Genomic DNA, 19817 nt, shown 5'->3' with positions numbered 1-19817 from the left:
AGCATCTGGAGGCGGTGCTGTCGACGCTCGGCGAGCGCGAGGGCCACCTTGCCGTAGGTGCCGCCGACGATCTCCGTGCCGGGGAAGGCCGGCCGGACGGCGCCCCCCTCTGCCGTAGGCCCGGCTAGGCGTACGTGCTGATGTCCTTGATCATGGCGAAGCCCAGGCCGTAGGCGCTCATGCCTCTCCCGTACGCCCCCACGTGCACCCCTTGCTGCGTGGAACCCGCGAGGACCCAGCCGAACTCGGACTCGCGGTAGTGGAACGGCGTCGGGACGCCGTCCACCGGCAGCGACAGCGTCGACCAGTCAGGACCGGCCAGGTCGTCCGCGAGGGCCCAGGCCGTCTCGGTCTGCTGCTCCAGCCAGTCGTCACGCAGGGAGTGGTCCATCTGCCCCGGCCAGGTGAAGGACAGCAGCCCCACACCCGCGAGCCAGGCTGCCGAGGACACCGAGGTGGCCTCCAGGAGCCCCGTGCCGTCGGCGCTGCGCCGCACGGGGTTGGCGGCGACCGTGACCACGACCGCGAACTTCTCCTTGGGCTCTCCGGCCGTCCCGACCGCGTACTCGTTCTTCACGGAGGGCTCGTCGCCGTGTCCGATCGAACCGTGTTCGACGGCGTCGTCGGCCGCCGTCCCGACCTGCATCAGCCAGCGCGGACCCGTGAAGGCCTCGTCGAGGCCGTACCACGGGAAGGGCGCCAGCAGGTAGCCGTCGACCGTGCGCCGGGCGGCGGGCAGTTGTTCCTGTCCCTCCGCAGCCGGCGCCTGCGCGACCGCCTGACTCGTCGTCTCCATGTGCCCGGACGCCTCCTCGTTCTCATCGGACCGGAGCGGCCCGCCCCCCTTCGGGCGGCGTTACTCCTCGAAGTACGGTCCGCACAACAACTCGGCAGCATAGCCACCCCGCTCAGGACAGCACGGAAACCGCCCGGCGCGTGGGTCGTGCAGAGGACGGGTTTCAGGCCGTGCAGGGGCGCCGTGGACTATGAAACGCGTCACGTGGGGCGCGGGTACGGCGCGGGGGATCAGCTGGGGCGTACGGCGGCTCAGACGCAGGCGCTCAGGTGGCGTCCGCGTCGAACGGCGGGCGGTCGTCTTCCTCGGGCTTCTTCGTCATGTCGACGCGGCCGCCGGTGGAACCGGAGGACGATGAGGAAGAGGGGGACGATGAGGACGAGGAGGCCGGCGCCTCGGTGCCGTGGACGGCGTCCGTGACCTCGGCCATCTCCTTCTTCAGGTCGAAGCCGTTGCGGATCTCCTTGAGCCCCAGTTCGTCGTTGTCCAGGTGCTTGCGGACGAACGTCTTGGGATTGAGGTCCTCGAACTCGAAGTCCTTGAACTCCGGGCCCAGTTCGCTGCGGATGTCCTGCTTCGCGCTCTCCGAGAACTCACGGATCTTGCGGATCGTCCGAGTGACGTCCTGAATGAACTTCGGGAGCTTGTCCGGACCGAAGACGAGCACGGCAAGGACAACGAGCGTCACCAGCTCGAGCGGTCCTATGTCATTGAACACCTGAAGCTCCTTGCGATGTCCTCGGTCCTCGGCCCTCGGTGGTCTGTGCGGGTCTTCCGTGGTCCGGGCGGGACCCACGGTACCCGGCGATCCCGTACGACCGGTACTGTCCCGGGGCTTCCGAGTGCGTCTTCCTGAGCGGTTTTGGGGGTTGTTTGCCTTGTGAGCGGTGGTTGGGGGTCGTACCTGTGAGGTTGGTGTCCATCAGTCGCCGTCGGCGGAACCGAGCACCAGCGAGATCTTCTTCTCCCTGCCGTCGCGCCGCACGGTCAGCTCCAGGAGGTCGCCGGGGCGGTGGGCCCGGGTCTTGACGATCAGCTCCTCGCCGGAGTGCACGCGCTCGCCGTCCACCGCGGTGATGATGTCGCCCGCCTTGATGCCGGCCTTGTCGCCCGGGCCGCCCTTGCTGACGGCGGGGCCGCCGCCGGAGGCCTTGGTGCCGACGCGGGCGCCGTCGCCGGAGTAGTCCATGTCGAGGGTGACGCCGATGACGGGGTGGGTGGCCTTGCCGGTGTTGATGAGTTCCTCGGCGACCCGCTTGGCCTGGTTGACGGGTATGGCGAAGCCGAGCCCGATGGAACCGGCCTGACCGCTCTCGTCGGTGCTGCTGTCGGCGGAGCGGATGGCGGAGTTGATGCCGATGACACGGGCCTTCGAGTCGAGGAGGGGCCCGCCGGAGTTGCCGGGGTTGATCGGCGCATCGGTCTGCAGCGCGTCGACGTACGACACATCGCTGCCGTCGGAGCTGTCGCCGCCGGCGGTGATGGGGCGTTCCTTGGCGCTGATGATGCCGGCAGTGACGGTGCCCTCCAGGTCGAAGGGGGCGCCGATGGCGACGACGGGGTCGCCGACCTGGACATTGTCGGAGTTGCCGAGGGCCATGGGCTTCAGGCCGTGCACATTGCTGACCTTGACGACGGCGAGGTCGTAGCCGCTGTCCCGGCCCACGACGGTGGCCTTGGCGGTGTCCCCGCTGTTGAAGGTCACGGATATCTCGCCCGTGGCGCCCGTCGACCCGGCGGCCGGTTCGACGACGTGGTTGTTGGTGAGGATGTGACCCTGGTCGTCGAGCACGAAACCGGTTCCGGTGCCGGACTCGTCGGCGCCGGTCACATGCAGGGTCACCACGCTGGGCAGGGCCCGGGCGGCAATCCCGGCCACACTGTCCGGAGCCCGCCCGGCAGGCTCCTTCCCGGCCTGCGGCAGCTCTACGCCGCCAACGCCCCCGTTGCGCTCGAGGTACGCCCCGATCCCTCCACCGACCCCACCGGACACGAGCGCCAGCACCACAGCACCCCCCACCAGCCCCCTCCGCACCCGCCGACGCCGCTTGCCCTCCCCCTCGACAGCAGCCCCGGTCTGCTGAAGCGGGGCGGGAGCCCAGGGGTCGTAGTTCTGCCAGGGGGTGAAAAGGAGTGCCGGAGCCGCTGGACCGGGGGGCTGCGTCGAGGCGGGCGCGCCGTGGGGGACTGCAGCGGCGGGGGACGGCGGCTGGGGGGATACGTCGGGCACGCTGTGGGGCTCGGCGGCTGCCACGGGGGTGGGCACACCGGCGACGGGCGTGCCGGGGGCCGACGGCGGTGCGGCGTGGGGCGGAGTCGGCGTCGGTACCGGCGTGCCCTGCGCGGCTCTGGCCGCCGGGTGTTGTACCGGCGGAGCGGGGGCCCAGGGGCCGGGCTCGCCGTACGGCGGGGTGCTGTAGGGGTCAGGGTCGTGCAGCGGTCGGGGACGCTCGGCGGCGGGCGGAGCCGAGGCCTCGTCCGTGATGGGGGCGGCCGCCTCGGCGGGCGGGTCCAGCTCGAAGTCGCCTCCGGTGCGGGGCTCCTCCGGGGCCGGTCCCTCGGTGGCCGGGCCGCCCTCGGCCCGGGTCCCGGCCCTGTCCTGCGGAGCCCTCAACTCGAAGTCGCCGTCGGGGCCCCGCCCCGGCTCGACTTCCCCATCCCTCGCCCCTGCGCCCTCGCCCTCGACGGCAGCCGCGCGCCCACCCGAAGCCCCTTCCGGCAGGCCCAGCTCGAAGTCGCCCTCGGGAAGAGCACCCTCGCCGCCGACCACAACGGGACGCCCCGGCGCGACCTTTCCCTCCGCGGAAACTGCGCCCTCGCCCTCGACGGCAGCCGCGCGCTCAGCGGAAAGACCTTCCGGCAGGCCCAGCTCGAAGTCGCCGTCGGGGACGACCGCACGGTCGCCGCCGGCGTCCTTCGGCCTACCCGGCTGCTGGGCGGCCGTGGAGACGGCTGTCCCGCTGCGATCCCCGGCCGGCGGCTCCAACTCGAAGTCACCGTCGGCACCGTCATCTGTCATGGCCGGCGTCCCGGCCACGTGTCGCGGCACCGCATTCACGACCGCGGTGTCGGCGACCGCCGTCGAGCCTTCGGCCGCCGCCGGCTCCGGAGCCGAATCCCCGGCCCCGGTCGAAGCGGCCGAGGCGTCGAAGCCTCCCGTCGAGCCCGCAGCCGCAACCGCCGGCGAATCCGGAGCCGCATCCCCGGACATCGGCGAACCGGCAGCGGTCCCCGCAGCATCCTCGGCCGCCGTCGAGCGCAGCGCGGCCCCCGGCGACCCCGCCGCCCCCGGTGCGGGCGCCGCAGGGGTCTGCGGGCGTGGGCGGTTCCACCACTTCGGCTTCGTGGGCTTCCCCTCGTTCATGATCTCCCCACAGCTGGCCACGACGCGGCGCGCCTCGTCGGCGGTGGCCTCCGTTGTCGATTCCGCGCGCGGCTGACTGCCGTGGACGCGGTCCACCACGGATTCAACCAGGTTCGCGGGCCGTCGCGCAGGGGCCGGTCAGCGGGAAGGGTGGGGGGAGGGGGGAGCGGAAGCCGTGTCGGGGAGGGGTGCGGCGAGCAGCCCGTGGGACGAGACCTCGGGGGCCGCGGACCACGAGGTCAGGGTGAGCAGCGGGGTCGAGGTGAGCGGGCGTATCAGCGGGGACATCACTGCGGCACCCGCCATCACGGGGGTGGTCAGCGTGTGCACGGTCTGCGCCGCACCGGCAGGGCTCGGTACCCCCGGCAGCAGCGGTGCGGACACCTCGGTCGGGGCCACCGGGGCGTCACCGAGCGACTGCCGGCCCTGCGCGAGCAGTGGGCCGACGCCACGACGCCGCTGGGTCTCGGGGGCCGTAGCGGCGCCCGTCCCCTGCGTACGCATCGGGGTCACATTGCTGCCCGCCCCCGTGCCGCCGCGCGCATCCGTGGTGTCGACCGGGGTGCCCGCCGTGACGCCGCCCAGGGCGACCGCGGCGAGCGACACCGCACCGGCGGCGACGAACGCGAACCGCATCCCGCGCGAGGCCGATCGCTCGGCCTCGTGCCGGCTGACGTCGTGTATGCGGAAGCCGTGGTCCGCGGACGGCGGGAGCATCGGGGCGTGCGAGGAAGAGGAGGGGACGTAGTCGAACTCGAAGCGCTCACCGCGCTTCAGGCCGAAGACCCCGGTGATGCCCGGTCTTCCGGGGGCCGTGCCGAGGAGTCCTCCCCCGCCGAACGGCGAGCCACCGCCGTCCGGATCACCTCCCCCCGGAAGGCCCTGCAGCCGGGCCAGAAAACTCTCGGAGGGCGGCGGCGGAGCCGCCTCCGCGAACACGTTCTTCAACTGCCGCTGCGCATCGGCCTCCGCCTTGCACTTGGCGCAGGTGGCCAGGTGGGCGAGGACACGCTCGCGCGACTCATGACCGAGCTCTCCGTCCACCAGGGCGGAGAGTCGGTCTCCCAGATGCTGCTCGGCCAGACGCCTTTCGGCGGGGCTGGGTCGTGTTCCACTCACGCGGTCGCGCCCCCTCCCCCCAGTGCGGGTACCCGAGGCACGAAGGAGCGGCGCTCGGAGGCCCGGGCCTCCGGCGAACGGTGCGCGAGAGCCTTGCGCAGCTGCGAGCGGCCGCGGTGGATCCGGGAGCGGACCGTGCCGAGCTTGACGCCGAGGGTCGCGGCGATCTCCTCGTACGACAGTCCTTCGATGTCGCACAGGACGACCGCGGCGCGGAACTCGGGCGCGAGGGTGTCGAGGGCCTGCTGGACGTCCGCGTCGAAGTGGGCGTCGTTGAAGACCTGCTGGGGCGACGGCTCACGGCTCGGCAGCCGCTCGGCCGCGTCATCGCCCAGGGCGTCGAAGCGGATGCGCTGCTTGCGGCGGACCATGTCCAGGAAGAGGTTGGTGGTGATCCGGTGCAGCCAGCCCTCGAAGGTGCCCGGCGTGTAGGTCGACAGGGACCGGAAGACGCGGACGAAGACCTCCTGGGTGAGGTCCTCGGCGTCGTGCTGGTTGCCCGTGAGGCGGTAGGCAAGTCGGTAGACGCGGCCACTGTGGGTGCTGACGATCTCCTCCCAGGTGGGCGGAGTCCACGCCTGCCCGTCCGCGTCGGTGGAGAAAGTCGCGGTCTGGGCGTGGTCAGCGGCGTGGCTGGGGTCAGCAGCGGTGTCGTTCACGGATTTCGGCCTGCCTGCCGATCCGAGAAAGCGCCGCAGCACTCCTCCCCGATCCCCAGACGCGGCCGCACCTCCCCTGTCGGCTCTGGTGGTGTCCAGTGGAGCCCCTACCATAGCCACCTCGCCCGTTAGCTCCGGATAAGCGGTTTTACGAGAATTTGATGTGGGCTGATACCGCTCGGACCCCTGCTGCTGCAGTTGCTCGGGCCGCTGCCCTTCATCGTGATCCAACTGTGTCCCCCCGTGACGTCGCCTACCCCTCTAAACGCCCGGTCCCATCTGCGGGTTCCCGGGCCCAACGGATACAGTCACGCCCAGGCAACCACGGGGACAGGAGAGGGTCATTACCGGCAACCGGCAGACGAGCTGGGCGTTCGCCGACGCCTACGTCGCCGAGGACGAAGTGCTGCGCTGGGCCCGCGACCGGGCCCGTGAGGCAGGCCTGCGCTCGGTGTCGCCCGGCACGGGCTCCGCGCTGCGGTTGCTGGCGGCTTCGGTGGACGCGAAGGCGGTGGCGGAGATCGGCACCGGCACCGGCGTCTCCGGCATCCATCTGCTGCACGGCATGCGCCCGGACGGGGTGCTGACCACGGTGGACCCCGAGCCCGAACACCAGCAGTTCGCCCGCCAGGCCTTCCGCGCCTCCGGTTTCGCCAGCAACCGCGCCCGCTTCATCCCGGGCCGCGCCCTGGACGTCCTGCCCCGGCTCGCGGACGCCGGCTACGACCTCGTCTTCTGCGACGGCGACCGCCTGGAATTCCTGGACTATCTCGCTGAATCGTTGCGCCTGCTGCGCCCCGGTGGCCTGGTCGTCTTCGAGGGCGTTTTCGCCAACGGCCGCACGGTGGACTCGGGCCCGCAGCCCACGGAGGTGCTGCGTCTGCGGGAGCTGCTGCGCGCGGTCCGCGAGAGCCAGGAGCTGGTGCCGTCACTGCTGCCGGTGGGTGACGGACTGCTGTGCGGGGTCAAGCGGTGAGGGCCGGGGAGCGAGCGGGGAAGGGCCGGCAAACAGCAACCCCGGCACCACTTGGATGCCGGGGCAGCTGAAAGGGTATGGTCGCTTCCGCGTCAGCCGACGACCTTCTTGAGGGCGTCGCCGAGCGCGTCGGCCTCGTCAGGGGTCAGCTCGACGACGAGCCGACCGCCGCCTTCGAGCGGAACGCGCATGACGATGCCCCGCCCCTCCTTGGTCACCTCGAGCGGGCCATCGCCCGTCCGCGGCTTCATGGCCGCCATGCTCGTTCCCCTTCCTGAAACCAGCTCATCGTCAAAGCCGACGGCCCTGGGAGGGCACGCGCGCAGCGTGAGACACGCGACACCGGCATCGAACACATTGCTTCCAAGCCATTATCCCGCATCTCAGGACCCGATGACCAACATCAGTCGGCATCGCTTGGGCAACGCGCGCGAGCAAAACCACTCAATTCGGCGATGTGACTGCGATACTGCGCGGCCGCACGGAGTTCCGCCGACCGTGAACCGTCGCGGATTCTTTGACGCAGGTCACACGTCCGCTCCGGTCCCCCGGCGGTGATCTCCGCCATGCTGTCCTACGGACAGGGGCGTACCGGCCGGTACGCCTGAACCGGGACAGCCGAGGGGACACACCATGGCCGACACCGTGCTCTACGAGGTGAGCGACGGACTCGCGACGATCACGCTGAACCGCCCCGAGGCGATGAACGCGCTGAACATCGCGACGAAGGTCGCCCTGCGGGAGGCGGTTCGCTCCGCGGCCGAGGACGACGCCGTACGGGCGGTGCTGCTGACCGCCGCCGGGGAGCGGGCGTTCTGTGTGGGGCAGGACCTCAAGGAGCACATCGGGCTGCTGGCGCAGGACCGGGAGACCGGGTCCGGGCAGACCATGAGCACGGTGAAGGAGCACTACAACCCGGTGGTGCGGGCGATCGCCGGGATGCCGAAGCCGGTGGTGGCCGGGGTGAACGGGGTGGCCGCCGGGGCCGGCTTCGGTCTCGCCCTCGCCGCGGACTACCGCATCGTCGCGGACACCGCCGCCTTCAACACGTCCTTCGCGGGGGTCGCGCTGACCGCCGACTCCGGCATGTCCTGGACCCTGCCACGCGTCGTCGGTCCGGGACGCGCCGCCGACCTGCTGCTCTTCCCGCGCAGCATCAAGGCGCAGGAGGCGTACGAGCTGGGGATCGCGAGCCGGCTGGTGCCGGCCGGCGAGCTGCACTCCGAGGCGGAGAAGGTGGCCCGGGCGTTGGCCGAGGGGCCGACGGTTGCGTATGGGGCGATCAAGGAGGCGGTGGCCTACGGGTTCTCGCACACCTTGTCCGAGACGCTGGACAAGGAGGACGAGCTGCAGACCCGGGCGGGGTCCTCGGAGGACCATGTGATTGCCGTGCAGGCGTTTGTGAACAAGGAGAAGCCGAAGTATTTGGGGCGGTGAGCTCCGTTGCGGGGTGCGGGTACGTTGTGGCTTGTCGCGCAGTTCCCCGCGCCCCTTAAGGGGCGCTCCTGACCACGCAGGTTTCCAAGTGGTCGTCGACCAGCCCACACGCCTGCATCAATGCGTACGCTGTTGTCGGGCCGACGAAACGCAGCCCTCGCTTCTTCAGCGCCTTGGAAAGTGCCGTCGACTCGGGTGTCACCGCGGGGACATCCCCCAACGTCTTCGGGGCCGGTCCCGCCTCCGGTGCATAGGACCAGATGAAGGTGTCCAGATCACCCGGTGCCCACTCCGCCAGCACACGCGCGTTGGCCAGGGTCGCGTCGATCTTGGCTCGGTTTCGGATGATGCCGGGGTCGGTGAGGAGGCGGGCGCGGTCTGTTTCCGTGAATGCGGCGACCTTGGCGATGCGGAAGTCGGCGAAAGCCGCGCGGAAGCCGGGGCGGCGGCGCAGGATCGTGATCCAGGACAGGCCCGACTGGAAGGCCTCCAGGCTCAGGCGCTCGTAGAGGGCGTCGTCGCCGTGGACCGGGCGGCCCCACTCCTCGTCGTGGTACGCCACGTAGTCCTCGGTGGACAGGGCCCAGGGACAGCGCAGGGCGCCGTCCGGGCCGGCGATGGCGGTTCCGTCGCTCACTGCTGCTCCGCCTGGCCGTGCATCGGCTTGTCCATGGAGACGTGGTGTGCGGCGGCCTGGGCGCCCGCCAGTGCGGACTCCAGGTCGGCGATACGGGCGTCGCGCTCGGCGAGTTCGGCGCCGAGGCGGTTGAGGGCGTCGTCGACGTCCGCCATGCGGTAGCCGCGGGCGGCGAGCGGGAAGCGGAGGCTGTCGACGTCGTCGCGGCCCACGGGCCGGTCCAGCGGCAGCGGGTCCTGCAGCCGCTCGGGGGCGGCCTCGGGCAACGGCCCCTCGCCCTCCCCGCCGCCCACCACGGCCAGTGTCACGGCGGCGACCACGACGGCGAGAGCGACGACCAGGAAGAAGAACATAACCATCGCTGTGGTCCCCACGCTCGATGTTCGGAAGCTGGATGAAGCTGAAGATGAAGCCGGATGTCTCAGGGTCCGATCGTGCCATGCGAGTCTGACAGTTAGGGTCGCAGGCGGCCGAGGAACCGGTCTTACCCAGGTCGTACTACGAGAGGTCACAGCGGATGCTCAGGCTGGGCAGGCGCGCATTCGAGGCGCACGAGCCGGTGATCATGGCGATCGTGAACCGGACCCCGGACTCCTTCTACGACCAGGGAGCGACCTTCCGGGACGAGCCCGCCCTCGCGCGCGTGGAGCAGGCGGTGTCGGAGGGGGCTGCCATCATCGACATCGGCGGGGTGAAGGCGGGGCCGGGCGACGAGGTGTCGGCCGAGGAGGAGGCGCGGCGGACGGTGGGGTTCGTCGCGGAGGTCCGGCGGCGCTTCCCGGACGTGGTCATCAGTGTGGACACCTGGCGGGCCGAGGTCGGCGAGGCCGTGTGCGAGGCCGGCGCGGATCTGCTGAACGACGCGTGGGGCGGCGTCGACCCCGGGCTGGCCGAGGTCGCGGCGCGGTACGGGGTCGGGCTGGTGTGCACGCACGCGGGCGGCGCCGAGCCGCGTACGCGTCCGCATCGGGTGACGTACGACGATGTCGTGGCCGACATTCTGCGGGTGACGCTGGGTCTTGCCGAGCGCGCGGTGGCGCTGGGGGTGCCCCGGGAGTCCGTGCTGATCGACCCGGGGCACGACTTCGGGAAGAACACCCGGCACAGCCTGGAGGCGACGCGGCGGCTCGGGGAGATGGTGGACACGGGGTGGCCCGTCCTGGTCTCCCTGTCCAACAAGGACTTCGTGGGCGAGACCCTGGACAAGCCGGTGAAGGAGCGGGTGGTGGGGACGCTCGCCACCACGGCCGTGTCGGCGTGGCTGGGGGCGCAGGTGTACCGGGTGCACGAGGTCGCCGAGACCCGTCAGGTGCTCGACATGGTGGCGTCCATCGCGGGGCATCGTCCCCCGGCGGTGGCGCGGCGGGGGCTGGCGTAGCGCCCCACGGCGGAGCCGACCGCCAGGGGGCTCCGCCGCCTGGACCCCCGATCGGCCTGAACGGCCTCGTCCTCAAACGCCGGACGGGCTGAAAGACCTCAGCGCGCCGCCTCCTTCGAGACCAGCGCCACCGCCTCGTCCACGTCGTCCGTGACGTGGAACAGCAGCAGGTCCTTCTCCGAGGCCTTGCCCTGGGCGATCAGGGTGTTCTTGAGCCAGTCGACCAGGCCGCCCCAGTACTCGCTCCCGAACAGCACGATCGGGAAGCGGGTCACCTTCTGGGTCTGCACCAGGGTCAGGGCTTCGAAGAGCTCGTCCAGGGTGCCCAGGCCGCCGGGCAGGACCACGAAACCCTGCGCGTACTTCACGAACATCATCTTGCGGACGAAGAAGTAGCGGAAGTTCAGGCCGATGTCGACGTAGGGGTTGAGCCCCTGCTCGAACGGCAGCTCGATGCCGAGGCCGACCGAGATGCCCTTCGCCTCGCAGGCGCCCTTGTTGGCCGCCTCCATGGCGCCCGGGCCGCCGCCGGTGATCACCGCCCAGCCCGCCTCCACCAGTCCGCGGCCGAGCCGGACGCCCGACTCGTACTCCGGGGAGTCGACGGGTGTGCGCGCCGAGCCGAACACGCTGATCGCGGGCGGGAGTTCGGCGAGGGTGCCGAAGCCCTCGATGAACTCCGACTGGATGCGCAGCACCCGCCACGGGTCCGTGTGCACCCAGTCGGTGGGAGCGCGCTCGTCCAGCAGCCGCTGGTCGGTCGTGCTCTCCGTCACCTGGCCGCGCCTTCGGAGGACCGGTCCGAGTCGCTGCTCATCCGGCGGCACCTTCTTGCCCTCGGGGTTCCCGGTAGCCATGTGCGCTCCCTCCGCTTGCAGGTGTCTCCACCTCAGAGTAGATCTACGCGGGTTACGGACGGGGGACGTGAGCATGTCCGCCGTGGAGCGGTGTACGGGTCAGGCCGTCAGCCAGGCCCGCAGCCGCTGCTCACCCGCCAGGATCTTCCCGGTTTCCACCCTTTCATCCCGCTTGTGCGCCAAGTGCGGGTTGCCGGGGCCGTAGTTGACCGCGGGGATGCCCAGGGAGGAGAAACGCGAGACGTCCGTCCAGCCGTACTTCGGCTGCGGGGTTCCGCCGACCGCCTCGATGAACGCCGCCGCGGCCGGGTGCGAGAGGCCGGGCAGCGCCGCCCCGCTGTGGTCGTCCACCACGAACTCGGCCACCCCGCAGTCCGCGAAGACCTCCCTGACGTGGGCGATCGCCTCCTCCTCCGTGCGGTCGGGGGCATAGCGGAAGTTGACGGTCACGACACATTCGTCCGGGATGACATTGCCCGCCACGCCGCCCGAGATGCCCACCGCGTTCAGTCCCTCCCGGTACTCCAGGCCGTCGATCACCGGGTAGCGGGGTTCGTACGAGGCCAGGCGGGCCAGGATCGGCGCGGCCGCGTGGATGGCGTTGGAGCCCATCCAGCTGCGCGCCGAGTGCGCGCGCTCGCCCGTCGTCCTCAGCAGGACCCTGAGGGTGCCCTGGCAGCCGCCCTCGACCTCGCCGTCGGACGGCTCAAGGAGCACCGCGAAGTCGCCCTCCAGCCACTCGGGGTGCGCCTCGGCGACGTGCTTGAGGCCGTTGAGGTCCGCCGACACCTCTTCGTTGTCGTAGAAGACGAAGGTCAGGTCGCGGTTGGGGGCCGGCACCGTGGCCGCGATGCGCAGCTGCACGGCCACGCCCGCCTTCATGTCGCAGGTGCCGCAGCCCCACAGGACGCCGTCCGCGTCCAGCCGGGACGGGACGTTGCCGGCGATCGGCACGGTGTCGATGTGGCCGGCCAGGATCACCCGCTCCGGCCGGCCCAGGTCCGTGCGCGCGACGACGTTGTTGCCGTACCGCTCGACCGTCAGGTGCGGCAGGGCGCGCAGGGCGGACTCGATCGCGTCGGCGAGGGGCTTCTCGGTGCCGCTCTCGGACGGGAAGTCGACCAGCTGCGCGGTGAGCTCGGCGGCGTCCAGGGTGAGGTCAAGTGGGGTGTCGGCCATGCCGTCGACCCTAACCCGCCGGGGCGCCGGCCCACCGGCCACATCCGTCACGTGGGCCACAGAGCCCTCCGCTACCTTTTATGACGTGCCAGAGCCGTCATCCACCCTCAAACGCCGTGGCCGCTTCTTCCGGATCGGAGCGGCCTTCGTGATCCTGCTCGCCGTCGCGGGCTATCTCGCGGTGCAGTACGTCACCGGGAGCAGAGGCGGATCGGGCTGCAGAGTGGTCTCGGGCGAGCCCGGCGGGACGTCGTACGACTTCACGCCGGAGCAGGCGGTGAACGCGGCGACGATCGCCGCGGTGGGCACCGGACGCGGCATGCCCGAGCGGGCGGTGACCATCGCGATCGCGACCGCGCTGCAGGAGTCGCAGCTGCGCAACATCGAGCACGGCGACCGGGATTCGCTCGGCCTGTTCCAGCAGCGGCCCTCGCAGGGCTGGGGCACCAGGAAGCAGATCCTGGACCCGACGTACGCGGCGGGCATGTTCTACCGGCACCTGGCCAAGGTGCCCGACTACGCGAATCTCCCCCTCACGGTCGCCGCACAGCGTGTGCAGCGCAGCGGGTATCCCGAGGCGTACGCCAAGCACGAGCCGGACGCCACCCTGCTCTCCGCCGCTCTCACCGGGAACTCGCCGGCCACGCTGACCTGCGCCGGTCTCCCGGCCACCACGCAGGCGGCGGGTCCGGACGCGGTACGGGCCGCTCTCGTACGGGACTTCGGGCGCGACGCCCTGCAGCCGGCCGCCGCGGAAGTGAACGCCCTGTCGACACCGGCACCTTCGCCGACCGAGAGCCCGGGGACGAGCGCCCGCACCGTCACGCTCCCCGTCACGGCCGGCAAGAGCCCCGCCAAGGGCCGCAGTGTCCGCCAGCGCGGCTGGCAGCTCGCCCACTGGGCCGTGGCCAACTCCTCCGCGCTGCACATCGAGCGGGTCTCCTACGGCGGGCGGGAGTGGACCGCCGGGAACGCCGACAACCCGTGGCACAAGGCCGCCGCGGACGGCGTCGACGGGGCGGAAAAGGCCGTCGGCGCGGTCCGGATCGTCACTGCGCAGTAGTGCGGTCCTTCACTCGCACGGGTTATGCCGGGCATGCTTGATCCACGGGGTGGGCAGGTTTTCGCACCGTCACCCCTGCATCCGTCAAAGCCCTTGACTGCAAAGGGCTGTAAGGATTCGGCAGACTTTCCGGACCGACGCTTTTTGCCCGTTTTTATCCGCAGCCGATAATGCGACGCATTGCCAACTCTTTACGTTGGGACGCCGCAACCTTCGGGGCCTTCGAGCGGTAGTCACATCGTCCGAGCCCGGACGATCAACATCCATCGAAGGAGCATCATGTCCCTCCCCCTGACCCGTCGGATCGCCCGTGCCGCGCTGCTCGTCGCAGCGGGAGCGGCTGCCGGGGTCGGTGCGGCCGGCTCCGCGAGTGCGGCCCCCGAACTGCCCGCTGCCCCGAACGTCGGCGGCCTGACCGCTCTGGACGGGGCGAGCGTCGGCAACACCGTCGACGGTGCGGCGCAGAACGTGACCGGGCTCGCGGGCGACGCCGGCAGCAACGCGGTCAAGAAGGCCGTGCCGAACGCGGGCAAGACCGGCGGCAGCGTGGCGAAGAAGGCGGCTCCGGCCGCGCAGCGTGCGGCGGGTGCCGCGGCGGGCTCCGTCGGGGAGATCGTCGGCGTCACCACGCAGACGGCGGCCGACAACGGCGGCACCCTGCCGGCGGGCTCGCTCAAGGGCGGCCTGCCGAGCACCGGCAACCTGCCGGTGAAGGGCCTGCCGATCGGCGGCTGAGCGACCCTGTACGGCGAGGGGGGCCCGGGACGGTGTCCCGGGCCCCCCTCGTCACGTCCACGGCGGCTACAGCCGCTCCACGGCCGCCCGCACCCGCTCGTCCGTCGCCGTCAGCGCCACGCGGACGAACTTCTCGCCCGCCGTGCCGTAGAAGTCGCCCGGCGCGACCAGGATGCCGAGCTCGGCCAGGTGGGCCACCGTGTCCCAGCAGGACTCGTCCCGCGTCGCCCACAGGTAGAGGCTGGCCTCGCTGTGCTCGATGCGGAAGCCATGGCCGAGGAGCGCCTGGCGCAGGGCCGTGCGCCGGGCCGCGTACCGCTCGCGCTGCTCCTGGACATGGGCGTCGTCGCCCAGGGCCGCCACGACGGCCGCCTGCGTGGGTGCCGGCGTCATCATGCCGCCGTGCTTGCGGATCTCCAGCAGCGGGCCGAGGACGGCCGGGTCACCGGCCAGGAAGGCCGCGCGGTAGCCCGCCAGGTTGGAGCGCTTGGAGAGGGAGTGGACGGACACGATGCCCTCGTACGAGCCGCCGTTCACATCGGGGTGCAGCACCGAGACCGGCTCCGCCTCCCAGCCCAGCTCGAGGTAGCACTCGTCGGAGAAGAGCAGGATCCCGTGCTCGCGCGCCCACGCGACGATCCGCGTCAGCTCCTCCTTGCCCAGCACCCTGCCGGTCGGGTTCGACGGCGAGTTCAGCCAGAGCAGCTTCAGGTTCGCCGGATCCAGGTCCGTCGGGTCGTCGTAGACCTCGTGGTCGGCGCGCGCCAGACGGGCGCCCACCTCGTACGTCGGGTAGGCCAGGCGCGGGTGGGCCACCTTGTCGCCCGGGCCGAGGCCCAGCTGGGTGGGGAGCCAGGCGACGAGTTCCTTGGAGCCGACGATCGGCAGGACGTGCTTGTGCGTGATCTCGCGGGCGCCGAGGCGGCGCTCGACCCAGCCGGTGATCGCGTCGCGCAGGGCCGGGGTGCCCCAGACCGTCGGATAGCCCGGGGAGTCCGCCGCGTCGATGAGCGCCTTCTGGACCAGCTCGGGGACCGGGTCGACCGGGGTGCCGACGGAGAGGTCGACGATGCCGTCCGGGTGCGAGGCGGCCGTTTTCTTGTAAGGCTCCAGCTTGTCCCAGGGGAAGGTGGGCAGGCGGTCGGAGACTGCGGACACGGGATCTGGCTCACTTTCTGGTACGGCAGACGGCCCAAGGGCCCTGGTACGGCAAACGCCTCGGCCCAGTACGGCGATCACCAGGGCGATCCGGCCGTACGGGACCGAGGCGGCACGTTCTGTGCGGGCCGCTTGCGTGGTTACTCGGCCTGCGGCGGCAGCGCGGCGATGAAGGGGTGGTCCCGCTCGATCAGGCCCAGCTTGCTGGCGCCGCCGGGGGAGCCGAGCTCGTCGAAGAACTCGACGTTCGCCTTGTAGTAGTCCTTCCACTCCTCCGGAGTGTCGTCCTCGTAGAAGATCGCCTCGACCGGGCAGACCGGCTCACAGGCACCACAGTCGACGCATTCGTCCGGGTGGATGTACAAGGACCGCTGGCCCTCGTAGATGCAGTCGACCGGGCACTCCTCGATGCACGCCTTGTCCTTGACGTCGACACAAGGCTGCGCGATGACGTAGGTCACGCTGTCGTTCCTCCTCGATAGGGCGCTGGCGGGCCTCCTCAGGCTCCGCCGCCTGGCGCGCGGGAGCGCGGCGTCGTCGATGCCCGCCCCTAGTATCTCCGTTCTTGGGCATGATCCGAACAGGAGGGGTGAACTGACCTGTGGAAATCTCGGCCGGCGGACGTCTCGAGGTTCGTATCACCGCTGCTGACGTGGGGAAACGGGTCTCGGTACGACGCTTGATCGAACCTGGAGTCCCGGAAGAGAAGTTCACCGACACGGTGGGTGTTCTCACATCATGGGACGACGGTGTGCTGCTGATCACACGCAAGGGGGGCGAGAGCGTCCGGATTCCGGAATCTGCGCTGGTCGCGGGGAAGGTCGTACCGTCGGCCCCGGCCCGCCGACGGGGTCCCGCCACCTCGTACGAGGAGCTCGCGCACGTCGCCTCGCGGGCGTGGCGGCCGGTGGAGAGCGAGCAGCTCGGCGAGTGGGAGCTGCGGGCCGCTGCCGGGTTCACCCGGCGCGCCAATTCGGTCCTGCCGCTCGGCGACCCTGGCGTGCCGCTCGACGAGGCGCTGGACGTCGTACGACGGTGGTACGGCGACCGTGGGCTGCCCGCGTACATCCAGACCGCGACAGGCGCCGAGGGCACGCAGGAGCTGCTGTGTGCGGAGCTGGAGCGGCGCGGGTGGGTGCGTGAGGTGACCGCCGAGCTGTGGATCGGGGCGCTGGCGCCGGTCGCGGACCGGGCGGAGGCGTCCGGGGTCGTGCTGTCCCGGGAGGCGGACGAGGCGTGGCTTGCGCGGTACCAGCGCAAGGGGGTGAGCGAGGTGGCGCTGAAGGTGCTGGGAAGGGGGTCCCCCCGCTCGAGCGAAGCCGAGAGTGGGGGAGGTCCTTCGGTGTGGTTCGCGACCGTCCCCGGCTCGTCCGTGGGTGCGGCGCCCGCAGCGATCGGGCGGTGTGTCGTGGACGGGCGGTGGGCGTCCTTCGCCGCCGTCGAGGTGGATCCGGAGCAGCGGAGGCGCGGGCTGGCCACCACCGTGATGGCCGCGCTGGCCCGGCGGGCGCTCGACGAGGGCGCCTCGGCCGCCTGGCTGCAGGTCGAGGCGGACAACGCGGGGGCGCGGGCGCTGTACGCCGGGATGGGCTTCGCCGCGCACCACGCCTACCACCACTACCGGGAACCGGCGGCTCCCGGCAGCGGCCGGTAGTACCGATCGCCGGGAGAGGGCACCAGCCTGCTATGCGTCCCCCATACCCCCCACCGCCCGAGCGGTCCGCCGAACTGCGGCGGCGGTTCGCCGAGGAGGCGCGGTCCGAGCGGCCCGATCTGTCCACGCTGTGCCTGCTGGTGGGCGCGGAGGCGGACGGGGCACTGGACGAGGCGGGCCTGGACGCCGCCCAGATGGAGCTGGACCGGCTGGCGGGGCGGGTGCCGTTCCGGCCGGGCGGTCCGATGGCGTGGGCCACGGCGCTGCACCACCTGCTCGGGGAGCGGGACGGCTTCCGCGGCTCCCCCGCCGACTACCAGCGTCTGGAGTCCTCGCTGCTGCACGAGGTGCTGCGGCGGCGGCGCGGGCTGCCGATCCTGCTGTCGGTGGTGTGGATGGAGGTCGCACGGCGGGCGGGGGCGCCGGTGTACGGGGTCGCGCTGCCGGGGCACTTCGTGGTCGGGTTCGGGCCCCAGGAGCAGCAGGTGCTGGTGGATCCGTTCGACGGGGGGCGGGTGCTGGGGGTCGGCGACGCCGAGCTGTTGGTGGCGGGCGCCACCGGGGCTCCGCTGGATCCGTCGATGTTGACGCCGACGGATCCGCTGGATGTCGTTCTGCGGATTCTCAACAACATCCGGGCGTGGGCTGCGGCGCGACCTGAGCGGTCGGATGTATCGCTGTGGGCGGTGGAGTTGTCGTTGTTGTTGCCTTCGCATCCGGCGCGGTTGCGTTATGAGCGGGCTCAGTTGCTCGTGCAGCGGGGTGACTTCGTCGATGGGGCGGTGGAACTTGAGGCCTACGCCGATGTCGTGGCGGCGGTGGATGAATCGGCTGCCGAGCGTGTGCGGGGGCAGGCCCGGGCGGCCCGGGCGCTCCTCAACTGAGTTCGCTCAATCGCCATAGGGGTTTGTGCAAGTGTGCGAGTGCAAGTCCGTTGTGGCTTGTCGCGCCCACGCGGCGGAGCCGCATATCGATACAGCCCCGCGCCCCTTCGGGGCGCTAGAGCCAGCCCTTTTCTCTAGCGATCCGTACCGCTTCGGCTCGGTTTCTCACCGCCAGTTTCTGGATTGCCGTCGAGAGGTAATTGCGGACCGTTCCCTGGGACAGGTGCAGTGCTGCCGCCAGTTCCGCGTTCGTCGAGCCGTCGGCTGCCGCGCGCAGGACCTCGCGTTCGCGGTCGGTGAGGGGGTTGGCGCCCTCTGCCAGGGCCGCTGCCGCCAGGGTGGGGTCGATGACCCGCTCGCCTGCCAGGACCTTGCGTACCGCCTGGGCGAGTTGGGCCGCGGGGGCGTCCTTGACCAGGAAGGCGTCGGCGCCTGCTTCCATGGCGCTGCGGAGGTAGCCGGGGCGGCCAAAGGTGGTGAGGACGACCAGTTTCACGGCGGGCAGGGCCTTGTGGACCTGGGCCGCCGCCTCGATGCCGGTGCAGCCCGGCATCTCGATGTCGAGGAGGGCCACGTCCACGGCGTGCTCGCGGACGGCCGCCAACACCTCGTCGCCGCGTGCCACTTGGGCCACGACCTCGATGTCGTCCTCCAGGCCGAGGAGGGCGGCCAGCGCCTCGCGGACCATCGACTGGTCCTCGGCGAGGAGCACCTTGATCGTAGAGCTCATGCCCCGGATCCTACGGCCGACGGGGTGTCGGCGGGGACGCGGGCGACAAGGCGGAAGCCGTGCTTGATGCGGCCTGCCTCCAGGGTGCCGCCGGTCTTCTCCAGGCGTTCGGTCAGCCCCGTCAGACCGTTGCCCGGGTCCTTGCCGGGCCCGCCCGAGCCGTTGTCCTCGACGGCGAGTTCGAGGACCGGGCCGTCCAGGGTCTGGCGGTGCAGCACCTCCACCGTGCAGCGGGTGGCACCGCTGTGCCGTACGACGTTGGTGACCGCCTCGCGCAGCGCCCAGGCGAGGGCGGACTCGCTCTCCACCGAGACGCCGCTGAGGTCCGGCTGGTCGGGGACCTCGGCCGTGACGCCGGCTGCCGTCAAGGCGACCTGGGTGCCCGCGAGTTCCTCGGACAGGCGCGGGCGGCGATAGCCGGAGACCGCCTCGCGGACGTCCACCAGGGCCTGGCGGCTGACCTGTTCGATGTCGGCGACCTGCTGGGCCGCCTTGTCGGGGTGGTCGGGGAGCATACGGCCCGCCAGTTCGCTCTTCAGCGTGATCAGCGAGAGCGAGTGGCCGAGGAGGTCGTGCAGATCGCGGGCGAGGCGCAGACGTTCCTCGTTGGCGGCCAGTTGGGCGACCGTGGCGCGGGCCTTGCGCAGCTCTATGGTCGTCCGCACCAGTTGCTTCACGCCCATCATCGCGAAGCCCAGGAGCAGCACCACCAGGACCAGGCTCCAGTCGTCCGCACGGAAGTGCAGCAGGACAAGGACCATGGTGAGGGTGTTCACCCCGACCGCCCAGTAGGCGATCCGCTGCGGCAGCGTGGCGCCGCAGGTGACGGAGACGTACACGAAGAGGCCGATCCACTCGCTGCCGAGGGTGAGGCACAGGACCAGGGCGAGCGTGCCGAGCAGGGCGACGAGGGAGCCGACGGCCCGTCCGGAGAACGGGCGGCCCATGTTCCGGAAGACCAGCGCCAGATAGACACCGGTGAAGGAGACCAGGGCCACCCAGCCCGCCGCGGTCGCGGCAGGCGTGTGGTGGCCGGAGGTCAGGTCCTGCACCGGCGATCCGAGAAAGATCAGCCAGGGCAGGATCCAGACCAGTTTGCGCATGGCCTCGCCCCGGTCGCGGGGCGGCTGGCCGATCCGGTTCGCGTTCTCGGCCCGGAGTTCCGCGGGCAGCCCGTCGTCCGTCATCGTG

The 19817-nt window shown here is 71.3% G+C and carries 22 protein-coding genes; 8 read left to right on the top strand and 14 right to left on the bottom strand.

Annotation, left to right across the window (positions count from 1 at the left end; all coding sequences use genetic code 11):
• Positions 1-124: 124 nt before the first annotated feature.
• From ACWCRD_RS12530 to ACWCRD_RS12520, 3 genes are all read right to left on the bottom strand, one after another.
• On the bottom strand, positions 125-796 hold the full coding sequence (locus tag ACWCRD_RS12530; RefSeq protein WP_450965808.1) for a hypothetical protein: 672 nt from the start codon (positions 794-796) through the stop codon (positions 125-127).
• Positions 797-1061: 265 nt separating this feature from the next.
• On the bottom strand, positions 1062-1514 hold the full coding sequence (locus tag ACWCRD_RS12525; RefSeq protein ID WP_450965807.1) for a sec-independent translocase: 453 nt from the start codon (positions 1512-1514) through the stop codon (positions 1062-1064).
• A gap of 204 nt (positions 1515-1718) precedes the next feature.
• Complete coding sequence (locus ACWCRD_RS12520; RefSeq protein ID WP_450965806.1) at positions 1719-3815, bottom strand: trypsin-like peptidase domain-containing protein; 2097 nt, start codon at positions 3813-3815, stop codon at positions 1719-1721.
• Here ACWCRD_RS12520 and ACWCRD_RS12515 point away from each other — a divergent pair.
• A complete protein-coding gene (locus ACWCRD_RS12515; RefSeq protein ID WP_450965805.1) occupies positions 3814-4236 on the top strand; it encodes a hypothetical protein in 423 nt (140 codons plus the stop codon). The genes ACWCRD_RS12520 and ACWCRD_RS12515 overlap by 2 nt on opposite strands.
• Positions 4237-4298: 62 nt before the next feature.
• On the opposite strand, the gene ACWCRD_RS12510 is transcribed toward ACWCRD_RS12515, so the two are convergent.
• Positions 4299-5279: an anti-sigma factor family protein gene (locus ACWCRD_RS12510; RefSeq protein WP_450965804.1), complete on the bottom strand. Its 981-nt coding sequence runs from the start codon at positions 5277-5279 to the stop codon at positions 4299-4301.
• Complete coding sequence (gene sigE, locus ACWCRD_RS12505) at positions 5276-5980, bottom strand: RNA polymerase sigma factor SigE (protein WP_078912335.1); 705 nt, start codon at positions 5978-5980, stop codon at positions 5276-5278. Before sigE ends, ACWCRD_RS12510 begins: the two co-directional genes overlap by 4 nt.
• Before the next feature lie 301 nt (positions 5981-6281).
• Between sigE and ACWCRD_RS12500 the strand changes: the two genes are divergently transcribed.
• Positions 6282-6914, top strand: coding sequence for an O-methyltransferase (locus tag ACWCRD_RS12500; protein ID WP_450965846.1), 633 nt, complete (start codon positions 6282-6284; stop codon positions 6912-6914).
• Between the two features lie 92 nt (positions 6915-7006).
• Here ACWCRD_RS12500 and ACWCRD_RS12495 read toward each other — a convergent pair whose 3' ends face one another.
• On the bottom strand, positions 7007-7174 hold the full coding sequence (locus ACWCRD_RS12495) for a DUF3117 domain-containing protein (RefSeq protein ID WP_003966491.1): 168 nt from the start codon (positions 7172-7174) through the stop codon (positions 7007-7009).
• Between the two features lie 373 nt (positions 7175-7547).
• Here ACWCRD_RS12495 and chcB point away from each other — a divergent pair, with 373 nt between their 5' ends.
• Complete coding sequence (chcB, locus tag ACWCRD_RS12490; protein ID WP_450965803.1) at positions 7548-8351, top strand: 2-cyclohexenylcarbonyl CoA isomerase; 804 nt, start codon at positions 7548-7550, stop codon at positions 8349-8351.
• Between the two features lie 55 nt (positions 8352-8406).
• Here the strand turns inward: chcB and ACWCRD_RS12485 are convergent, their stop codons facing one another.
• Together ACWCRD_RS12485 and ACWCRD_RS12480 are read right to left on the bottom strand one after the other, a co-directional pair.
• Positions 8407-8988, bottom strand: a complete 582-nt coding sequence (locus ACWCRD_RS12485) for a DNA-3-methyladenine glycosylase I (protein WP_450965802.1) — start codon at positions 8986-8988, stop codon at positions 8407-8409.
• A complete protein-coding gene (locus ACWCRD_RS12480) occupies positions 8985-9341 on the bottom strand; it encodes a DivIVA domain-containing protein (protein WP_450965845.1) in 357 nt (118 codons plus the stop codon). Before ACWCRD_RS12480 ends, ACWCRD_RS12485 begins: the two co-directional genes overlap by 4 nt.
• A gap of 164 nt (positions 9342-9505) precedes the next feature.
• Here ACWCRD_RS12480 and folP point away from each other — a divergent pair, with 164 nt between their 5' ends.
• A complete protein-coding gene (folP, locus tag ACWCRD_RS12475; protein WP_450965801.1) occupies positions 9506-10366 on the top strand; it encodes a dihydropteroate synthase in 861 nt (286 codons plus the stop codon).
• Between the two features lie 98 nt (positions 10367-10464).
• On the opposite strand, the gene ACWCRD_RS12470 is transcribed toward folP, so the two are convergent.
• Complete coding sequence (locus ACWCRD_RS12470; protein ID WP_450965800.1) at positions 10465-11223, bottom strand: LOG family protein; 759 nt, start codon at positions 11221-11223, stop codon at positions 10465-10467.
• 99 nt (positions 11224-11322) lie between these two features.
• Positions 11323-12402, bottom strand: a complete 1080-nt coding sequence (gene dapE / locus ACWCRD_RS12465) for a succinyl-diaminopimelate desuccinylase (protein WP_450965799.1) — start codon at positions 12400-12402, stop codon at positions 11323-11325.
• Between the two features lie 85 nt (positions 12403-12487).
• Between dapE and ACWCRD_RS12460 the strand changes: the two genes are divergently transcribed.
• Both ACWCRD_RS12460 and ACWCRD_RS12455 read left to right on the top strand, forming a co-directional pair.
• On the top strand, positions 12488-13465 hold the full coding sequence (locus tag ACWCRD_RS12460) for a heavy metal transporter (RefSeq protein ID WP_450965798.1): 978 nt from the start codon (positions 12488-12490) through the stop codon (positions 13463-13465).
• A gap of 279 nt (positions 13466-13744) precedes the next feature.
• Positions 13745-14200 (top strand): ATP-binding protein, encoded by a 456-nt coding sequence (locus tag ACWCRD_RS12455; protein WP_450965797.1) that lies wholly within the window; start codon positions 13745-13747, stop codon positions 14198-14200.
• A 66-nt stretch (positions 14201-14266) separates the two neighbouring features.
• On the opposite strand, the gene ACWCRD_RS12450 is transcribed toward ACWCRD_RS12455, so the two are convergent.
• Both ACWCRD_RS12450 and fdxA read right to left on the bottom strand, forming a co-directional pair.
• A complete protein-coding gene (locus ACWCRD_RS12450) occupies positions 14267-15358 on the bottom strand; it encodes a bifunctional succinyldiaminopimelate transaminase/glutamate-prephenate aminotransferase (RefSeq protein WP_450965796.1) in 1092 nt (363 codons plus the stop codon).
• 140 nt (positions 15359-15498) lie between these two features.
• Positions 15499-15819 carry a ferredoxin gene (fdxA, locus tag ACWCRD_RS12445; protein ID WP_030929316.1) on the bottom strand — a complete coding sequence of 107 codons (321 nt, stop codon included), beginning with the start codon at positions 15817-15819 and terminating at the stop codon, positions 15499-15501.
• Positions 15820-15959: 140 nt separating this feature from the next.
• Here fdxA and ACWCRD_RS12440 point away from each other — a divergent pair, with 140 nt between their 5' ends.
• On the top strand, positions 15960-17012 hold the full coding sequence (locus tag ACWCRD_RS12440) for a GNAT family N-acetyltransferase (protein WP_450965795.1): 1053 nt from the start codon (positions 15960-15962) through the stop codon (positions 17010-17012).
• 32 nt (positions 17013-17044) lie between these two features.
• On the top strand, positions 17045-17896 hold the full coding sequence (locus ACWCRD_RS12435) for a transglutaminase-like domain-containing protein (RefSeq protein ID WP_450965794.1): 852 nt from the start codon (positions 17045-17047) through the stop codon (positions 17894-17896).
• 115 nt (positions 17897-18011) lie between these two features.
• Here the strand turns inward: ACWCRD_RS12435 and ACWCRD_RS12430 are convergent, their stop codons facing one another.
• Entirely contained in the window at positions 18012-18626 is a 615-nt protein-coding gene (locus ACWCRD_RS12430; RefSeq protein WP_450965793.1) for a response regulator, read from the bottom strand.
• Positions 18623-19813, bottom strand: a complete 1191-nt coding sequence (locus ACWCRD_RS12425; RefSeq protein ID WP_450965844.1) for a sensor histidine kinase — start codon at positions 19811-19813, stop codon at positions 18623-18625. Before ACWCRD_RS12425 ends, ACWCRD_RS12430 begins: the two co-directional genes overlap by 4 nt.
• Positions 19814-19817: the final 4 nt, after the last annotated feature.

This window comes from Streptomyces sp. NPDC002092, assembly GCF_053593775.1.
This window is presented reverse-complemented; position numbering and strand designations above follow the sequence as displayed.

Coding starts and splice junctions, on each gene's coding strand:
- ACWCRD_RS12530 (WP_450965808.1), bottom strand. CDS start 796: ATGGAGACGACGAGTCAGGCGGTCGCGCAGGCGCCGGCTGCGGAGGGA.
- ACWCRD_RS12515 (WP_450965805.1), top strand. CDS start 3,814: ATGGCCGGCGTCCCGGCCACGTGTCGCGGCACCGCATTCACGACCGCG.
- ACWCRD_RS12520 (WP_450965806.1), bottom strand. CDS start 3,815: ATGACAGATGACGGTGCCGACGGTGACTTCGAGTTGGAGCCGCCGGCC.
- ACWCRD_RS12495 (WP_003966491.1), bottom strand. CDS start 7,174: ATGGCGGCCATGAAGCCGCGGACGGGCGATGGCCCGCTCGAGGTGACC.
- chcB (WP_450965803.1), top strand. CDS start 7,548: ATGGCCGACACCGTGCTCTACGAGGTGAGCGACGGACTCGCGACGATC.
- ACWCRD_RS12480 (WP_450965845.1), bottom strand. CDS start 9,341: ATGTTCTTCTTCCTGGTCGTCGCTCTCGCCGTCGTGGTCGCCGCCGTG.
- folP (WP_450965801.1), top strand. CDS start 9,506: ATGCTCAGGCTGGGCAGGCGCGCATTCGAGGCGCACGAGCCGGTGATC.
- ACWCRD_RS12470 (WP_450965800.1), bottom strand. CDS start 11,223: ATGGCTACCGGGAACCCCGAGGGCAAGAAGGTGCCGCCGGATGAGCAG.
- dapE (WP_450965799.1), bottom strand. CDS start 12,402: ATGGCCGACACCCCACTTGACCTCACCCTGGACGCCGCCGAGCTCACC.
- ACWCRD_RS12455 (WP_450965797.1), top strand. CDS start 13,745: ATGTCCCTCCCCCTGACCCGTCGGATCGCCCGTGCCGCGCTGCTCGTC.
- ACWCRD_RS12435 (WP_450965794.1), top strand. CDS start 17,045: ATGCGTCCCCCATACCCCCCACCGCCCGAGCGGTCCGCCGAACTGCGG.
- ACWCRD_RS12430 (WP_450965793.1), bottom strand. CDS start 18,626: ATGAGCTCTACGATCAAGGTGCTCCTCGCCGAGGACCAGTCGATGGTC.
- ACWCRD_RS12425 (WP_450965844.1), bottom strand. CDS start 19,813: ATGACGGACGACGGGCTGCCCGCGGAACTCCGGGCCGAGAACGCGAAC.